Origin of the sequence: Streptomyces calidiresistens (genome assembly GCF_014141525.1) — a bacterium.
Taxonomy (GTDB): Bacteria; Actinomycetota; Actinomycetes; order Streptomycetales; family Streptomycetaceae; genus Streptomyces; species Streptomyces calidiresistens.
In genome coordinates this window covers 1-4,677 of the sequence record NZ_VKHS01000436.1, presented here as the reverse complement: position 1 = coordinate 4,677, position 4,677 = coordinate 1, and the positions used below count along the sequence as shown (strand labels likewise).

Genomic DNA, 4,677 nt, shown 5'->3' with positions numbered 1-4,677 from the left:
CGAACGTGGTCTTGCCCACACCGAACCCACCGGCGACCACGATCTTCGCCGAAGTCGTGGAACGAGCCGGAGCCGCCCCGGCCGCACCGCTAGAGCTTGCGAAGTCCACTGAGCACCCTTTCGAGCAATGTCACATCTGGCTGGCCACCGGGCTCGGCGTCATGACCCGGCTGATGAATGGCGACCAGCCCGGCCTCCGCCAGATCGGCGACGAGGATCCGGGCCACACCAAGGGGAATGGAGAGCAGCGCGGAAACCTCCGCGACCGACTTGACCTCGTAGCACAACTGGCAGATCCGCTGGTGCTCCGGCAACTGCCCCTGCAGGCGGGCGGGCTCCACGCTGGTACTGACCAGGGCCTCGATCGCCAACTGGTACCGGGGGCGCGTCCGCCCACCGGTCATGGCGTACGGACGCACCAACGGCTGTCGGGGCGCGCCCCCACCGCCGTCGGGCTGACGCCGCCCCGACGACTGGGAGGATCGACCGCCGTTGGCCGGGGGGAAGTCGTAGCGCCCGGGCTGCCCGCCGTGATGCGGCTGGGCCGGGTACTCGTTGCCGAACGATCCGGCTGGGGGCGTTGCCACTGTTTCCTCCTCCGACTGCCGTTGCCGTGTCGCGCTCGCCGCACTCGCCACGTGCGTGCTGGCACCCTAAGGGGCGAAAGCCCGTCGCGCACGAGGTGTTTACTAGTTGAGCAGACTTCCCTGGAGTTCGGCGCGGAGATCGGGCGTCAGAACCGCACCGGCGCGGTCCACCAACAACGCCATCTCGTACCCCACCAAACCGATGTCGGCGTCCGGGTGCGCCAACACCGCCAACGAGGAACCGTCCGAGATCGACATGATGAAGAGGAAGCCGCGCTCCATCTCCACCACCGTCTGATTCACCACGCCGCCCTCGAAGATCCGCGAAGCACCCGCCGTCAACGACGTCAGACCCGACGCCACCGCCGCCAACTGATCCGCGCGATCCCGCGGGAAACCCTCGGACAACGCCAGAAGAAGACCATCAGCGGAGACCACCACCGTGTGCGACACCCCGGGGGTGTTGTCCACGAAGCTGGTGATCAACCAGTTCAGGTTCTGCGCCGCCTGGCTCATCGGGCTCACACTAACGCTCCTGATCGTAGGTGTTACCTGGGCCGTAGCCCTGTTGGTCGTTCTGCGCGCGGGCCGCTCCGGCCCCGCGCCCCTGCCGGACCCCTCGGTGGAGGTTGGTCAACCGGCCCCGGACGTCCTCGGGCGCCCGGGAAACCTGCGGCCCACCGGTCCTGGAGGGCTCGGGAAGGGTGTGTTCGGTGAGGTTCGCCCGCGGCACGCGCCGCGGCAGACCCGATGAGGTGGTCCCCGCCGGCCGGGCGGCCTCGCGACGCGGCCCGCCGCTCCAGGCGTTGCCCCCGTCCCGAAGGGACGAGGGGGCCGACGACGGGGTCACGGACTCCTCCCGCTCCTCGCGCCGCGGGGCCTCCGCCCCGGGCTCGGCGGGAGTCCGCTGCGGGGTGCGGCGCGGCAACCCCGCACCGGTGACGGGAGCGGACCGATCCGCCTCCGATCCGGTTTCGGGGGAGAATCCTACGCTCTGCGCGCTTCCGGCGGGAGGTGTCCCGCCGTTCCCGTTGTCGCGGGTGAAGCCGTCGAATTCCGAGGTCGGCTGCTCGACACCGGTGTTCCACGCGCCACCGGGATCCGCGGCCCCGGGGTACGTCGCGGCGCCGGTCCGGTCGGGGGTTCCGTAGCCGTTGCCGACGTAGCCGTCGGAGGGGTGCCCGCCCTCCCCCGGGGTGCCGTCGCCGTAGGCGCCCCCGCCGTAGCCGCCGTTCCCGTATCCGTTGTCGCCGTAGGCCGGGGCGCCGACCGGGGGGGTCCCGCCGTACCCGTCGGCCGGGTACCCGTTGTCCGTCCAGCCGTCGGCGCCGCCCCGGGTCGCGTCCCCGCCGGGAGCGCCGTGGCCGGCATTCGCACCCGCCGGGGCGGGGGCGTCGTCACCGGCGGTCGCGGTGTCCGTCCACTGGGCGGGGGCTCCCTCGTCGGCGCCGGCACGCTCCCCGGCCCGGGCCCGGAGTTCGCCGCGGAGCAGCGAGCGGCCGACGGGGTCGAGCGGGGCGCCCGCCGGTCGGCGGCTCTCGTAGCGGCTGTCGTCGAAGCCCAGCTCCGCCGCGCTCGCCACGGTGGGCTGCTGCTCCTCGCGGGTGAACGGCCCCTCGGGGACGATCCGCGAGACGGTGAACTCCTCGTCGCCGGGACGCTCGGTGCCCCCGCCGCCGTGGGTGATCTCCTCGGGCAGCATGACCAGGGAGGTCGTGCCGGACTGCTCCCCGGAGGGGCGCAGCTGGACCCGGATGCCGTGGCGCTGGGCCAGGCGGCCGACCACGTACAGGCCCATGCGGCGGGAGATCTCCGCGTCGACGGCGGGCGGCTCGGCGAGCCGGTGGTTGATCTCGGCGAAGTCCTCGGCGGTGAGGCCGATGCCCTTGTCGTGGATCTCGACCATGATGCGGCCGTCGGGCAGACGGGTCGCGGTGACCCGGACCTTGGTGTGCGGGGAGGAGAAGGTGGTGGCGTTCTCCAGCAGCTCGGCCAGGAGGTGCACGAGGTCGTTGACCACGGCGCCGTGGATCTCGCTCTCGGGGACGCCGGACAGCTCGATCCGCTCGTAGTTCTCCACCTCGGAGGAGGCGGCGCGCAGGACGTCGATCAGGGGGATCGGCTCGTTCCAGCTGCGGCCGGGGTCCTCCCCCGCGAGAACGAGGAGGTTCTCGCCGTTGCGGCGCATGCGGGTGGCCAGGTGGTCCAGCTTGAAGAGGTCCTCCAACTGGTCCGGGTCGGCCTCGTTGTTCTCCAGGTCGGTGATCAGGGCCAGCTGGCGCTCGATGAGGCTCTGGTTCCGGGTGGAGAGGTTCGTGAAGATCGCGTTGACGTTGCCCCGCAGCAGTGCCTGCTCGGCGGCCAGACGCACGGCCTCGCCGTGGACGCGGTCGAAGGCGCGGGAGACCTCACCGATCTCGTCCCGGCTGGTGATCGGGATCGGGTCGACCCGGGTGTCCACCTGTCCGGGGTTGGTCTGCGAGAGCTGGCGGACCAGGGCCGGGAGGCGCTCCTCCGCGACCCCCAGGGCGGCACCGCGCAGGGTGCGCATGTTCCGGCTCATGGAACGGGCCATGAGACCGGCGATGACGAAGGCGCCGAGGAGGGCGATGATCACCAGCGCGGAGTTGGTGATCATGTTGGTCCGGGCCTCGGCCGCGATGCTCCGGGCCTCCTCCACCGCGTTGTCGACCAGTTCGGTCTCCAGGGTGTGGTACGCCTCGAAGGTCGCCGTGGCGGCGTCGTACCAGCTGTCGGGCGTGACCCCGTAGCCGGCGAGTTCCTGCGGGCCGAACTGGCCGGAGGCGATGTAGGAGGTCATCTGCTCGCGGCTGGGCCCGGCGCCGAGCCCGGCGGTGCTCTCCACGAGGAGGGTCTGCATGCGCTGGACCTCCTCGTCGCTGGAGGCCTGGCCGTACTCGCTGCGGGCGACACCCTCGAGATAGGCGTAGGAGGTGAGGGCCACCCGCTGACGGGTGAGGTTCTCGACGTCCTCGGCGGGCGAGATCAGCAGGTGGGTGCCGATGGCCCGCTGCAGGGAGTTGGCCGACTTGGCGAGGGAGACGGCGTAGGCGGCGCGGCCGTAGGTCGCGAGGTTGTCGGTGCCCAGACCCAGTTCGTTGGTGAACGACATCAGGGGGTTCTGGATCTCGACGTACCCCTCCTCCGTCTGGACGCCCTCCATGGCCTCGCCGTAGGCGTTCTGCCGCAGGGCGGTGAGATTGGGCTCGACCTCACGGATGCGGTCCAGGCGCCGGCGCAGGCTCTCGTCGTCGGGCATCTCGGCGACCCGGCGGTCGAACTCGGCGCGCGCGTCGTCGGTGGCGCGGCGCACCTCGCCGATGACGGGGTCGTCGGCGTTGCCCTCCAGCAGTGGTCGGGCGGTGGTGTCCCGCTCCACGAGGAGGGCGTGGGCGTACTCGGTCGCCGCGCGGGTGAGTTCCGCAACCGATTCCGCGTGCTGCGCGTCCTGCCAGGTGTTGTAGTGCGTGTTCACCCGGAGGCCGGCGAAGAGGAGGGCCACGAGTACGGGGATCAGGAGAATGGCGTTCAGCCGGGTGGCCACCCGCCAGTTCCTGGGGGAGAACCTGCTGCCGGCCTCGTCCCCCACCGGCGCCGGGGGATCGGGCACCGCCAGGGGGACCGGGGCACTCGTCGAGGGCGGGGTGAAATTGCCCCGCCCGACTGCCCGGTCGCCTCCGGACTCCCCCGGTGACGGAGGGGTCGTCTTGCTGCGCCTCACTGGCCTCTCACCTCTCGGCATCGGCCCGGAGGGCCGCGACTACTGCCTGGTTGCTCGGATTCCAGCACGTCACGCCCGCACTTTCCAATCCCCCGGGGGCACCATTACGGCCACTCGCCCGCCCGGGCGATATCGACAAAACCGACAATAGCGCTGAAAAAGGCGCAGCGTTGGATGCGGAGGGGAGCGGGGCGATCGCCGCACGTACACGGGCGACGATGATTGCCTGCCGAACCGTTATCAAGCATGTCGTACGAGAGTGAGCGGTTTCGGCAGGGGTGGTGAAGAACACAGGGAAGTGGGCTCCGCATTCCTCCCGCGGGGAGGAGGGGGCGTCCTCCGGGGCGC

The 4,677-nt window shown here is 71.3% G+C and carries 3 protein-coding genes and 1 pseudogene; all 4 read right to left on the bottom strand.

Going from position 1 to position 4,677, the window contains the following annotated elements; translation table 11 throughout:
- Nucleotides 1-109: pseudogene (locus FOE67_RS17070) on the bottom strand (ATP-binding protein); the annotation flags it as partial.
- Complete coding sequence (locus tag FOE67_RS17065; protein ID WP_182665225.1) at nucleotides 90-587, bottom strand: DUF742 domain-containing protein; 498 nt, start codon at nucleotides 585-587, stop codon at nucleotides 90-92. The gene FOE67_RS17065 and the pseudogene FOE67_RS17070, both read right to left, overlap by 20 nt.
- Before the next feature lie 102 nt (nucleotides 588-689).
- A complete protein-coding gene (locus FOE67_RS17060) occupies nucleotides 690-1,103 on the bottom strand; it encodes a roadblock/LC7 domain-containing protein (protein WP_143620747.1) in 414 nt (137 codons plus the stop codon).
- A 10-nt stretch (nucleotides 1,104-1,113) separates the two neighbouring features.
- On the bottom strand, nucleotides 1,114-4,350 hold the full coding sequence (locus FOE67_RS17055; protein ID WP_182665223.1) for a sensor histidine kinase: 3,237 nt from the start codon (nucleotides 4,348-4,350) through the stop codon (nucleotides 1,114-1,116).
- Nucleotides 4,351-4,677 lie beyond the last annotated feature (327 nt).

Excerpts from the sequence above, each read along its gene's own strand:
- FOE67_RS17060 (WP_143620747.1), bottom strand. The coding sequence starts at position 1,103 with ATGAGCCAGGCGGCGCAGAACCTGAACTGGTTGATCACCAGCTTCGTG.
- FOE67_RS17055 (WP_182665223.1), bottom strand. The coding sequence starts at position 4,350 with ATGCCGAGAGGTGAGAGGCCAGTGAGGCGCAGCAAGACGACCCCTCCG.